Source organism: Burkholderia sp. E168m23, assembly GCF_016586125.1.
Classification (GTDB): domain Bacteria; phylum Pseudomonadota; class Gammaproteobacteria; order Burkholderiales; family Burkholderiaceae; genus Burkholderia; species Burkholderia orbicola.
In genome coordinates, this window is record NZ_BCPP01001084.1 from 1 (window position 1) to 2191 (window position 2191).

At 65.2% G+C, this 2191-nt stretch carries 2 protein-coding genes; both read right to left on the minus strand.

Going from position 1 to position 2191, the window contains the following annotated elements; translation table 11 throughout:
* Positions 1-70: 70 nt before the first annotated feature.
* Positions 71-1513 (minus strand): efflux transporter outer membrane subunit, encoded by a 1443-nt coding sequence (locus JMF90_RS34290; RefSeq protein WP_011548256.1) that lies wholly within the window; start codon positions 1511-1513, stop codon positions 71-73.
* A 17-nt stretch (positions 1514-1530) separates the two neighbouring features.
* Positions 1531-2191 (minus strand): MFS transporter (locus JMF90_RS34295; RefSeq protein ID WP_201326095.1); only part of this gene is annotated, 661 nt, incomplete at its 5' end.

Consider the following 2191-nt stretch of genomic DNA (forward strand, 5'->3'; position numbering starts at 1 on the left):
GTTAGTTCCGTTATCGTTTCATGACCTCGGCACACTAAAAGTCTGACAGGCTCCCGCATCGTGATCCCGCCTAGTTTTTCGCCACAGCGTCAGTTTCCGTCTGTGTTCCCCCCGCCGCGTCATTCCTGCTCCACCCACCCCCAAGCGACCGATACAACGCCACCGCCGCCAGCGCGTGCTCGCGCTTGACCTGATTGAGCGAATCCGAATCCCGCAGATAAACCTCCTGCGCCGACAGCACGTCCAGAAAATCCGTCGCGCCGCCCTTATAAAGCTGATTCGCCAACCCAAGCGCTTTATCGGAAGCCGCCAATGCGCTACCCAGCCTTCGCGTCGCCTCATCGGAACTGACGAGATTCGCGCGCGCATCCTCGACTTCCCGCAGCGCTTGCAGCATCGTCTGCCGTAACCCGAGTTCCGACTCGCGCATCCGGCTTTCGCTTTGCGAGATATCGGCGGTAATCCGTCCCGCGTTGAAGATCGGGCTCGTCGCGCTCAGTGCCGCGCTGAACAGGTTATCGGTCAACGTCGGCAACCCGAGATAGGAAGCCGCCAGAATCCCGTCCGTCAGGTTCAACGAAAACTTCGGATACCGCTCGGCCTTCGCCACACCGACTTGCGCGGCACGCCGCTCGACCTGCGCATAGGCAGTCAGCACATCCGGCCGCCGCAACAACGCCTGCGAAGGCAGCGTCCCTGGCGCGCCAACCGGCGGCGCGGGAATCTCCCCAGCCTGCGCCAACACGAGCCGATCGACCGATTCCGGCGTCCGCCCCGAATACACGGCGATCAGATTCAGCTGATGCGAAATCTGCGCCTGCGTCGGCGGAATCCTGGCTTCGAGCGCATCGAGCTGGTTCTGCGCACGCGTCACGTCGAGTTCCGTCGACAGCCCGAACGCCTGCCGCTTGCGCGTGAGTTCGAGCGCATGCTGCCGGATCTTCGCGTTTTCCTGCAGGATCTTCAGTTCCTGCTGCGCCCAGCGCAGATCGACATACGCGGATGCCGCATCGGCCGCGAGCGCGAGGCGCATCGCATCTTCCGCATGCTTTTGCCCGACCAACTCCGCTTGAGCGGCCAGCAGATCGAGCCGTTCACCGCCGAACACATCGGGCGACCAGCTCAGCGCAAGCCCCGCACCAGCCTGCCGCACATAACCGAGCGGCGGCGGCGTGTTCTGCCGCGCGTTGGCCGCGTGCGCAGTCGCGTCGAGTTCGGGCAGCAGCACCGCGCGCTTCTGCACGGTCAGCGCCTGCGCCTGCTTCACGCGTTCGGCGGCGGCCTGCAGATCGAGGTTGCCGTCGAGCACGGTCGCGATCAGCCGGTCGAGCACGGGGTCGTGGAACTGCGCCCACCAGGCGGCGGCATCGATGTCCGCGCGCGGCACGTCGGTATCCCACGCGGTGGGCGCGAGCGTCTGGACGGAGTCGTTCAGCGCCGGATGCTGCGCGGGCTGCACCGCACACCCGGCGGCGAATGCGCTGACGGCCAGCGCGACGAGTAGCTTCTTCATGATGACGATCCTTGGCCTCAGTGCGCGTCCGGCGGCGGCGCGTTCAACGTAATGGGTTTGGAAAACACGACGGCAAGCAGCGCGACGACGAAGCACAGCGATAGCGCGTAGTACGCATCCGCATAGGTCAACGTGAGCGCTTCGCGATAGATCAGCCGATGCAAGTTCGCGAGCCCGGCCTGCGCGGTGTTCAGCGTATTGCCTGCCACCGATCCCCAGTACGCGGCCTGGCGATCGAGCAGCGACGCGACCTGCGGCTCGCCGGCGCTCACGTGCTCGTTCAGGCGCAGATAGTGAAAATTCAGCCGGTCGTTGAGCATCGTCGCGCTCACGGCGATACCGATCGCGCCGCCGAGGTTACGCATCAGGTTGAACAACCCGCTCGCCGATTTCAGGCGCGATTGCGGCAGCGAGCCGAGCGCCATCGTCACGATCGGCGGCACGCTGAACTGCTGGCCGATGCCGCGCAGCGCCTGCGGCAGCAGCAGTTCCTGCCAGCCCCAGTCGTGTGTGATCGGCGTGTACAGGTAGCAGCCGAGGCCGAAGCAGATCAGCCCGAACACGAGCAGCGCACGCATGCTGACGTAGCGCGCGGCGAACGCATACGCACACAGCGCGATCAACTGGAACGCGCCGACCGACAGCAGCGCGATACCGATCTGCAGCGAGCTGAACGCA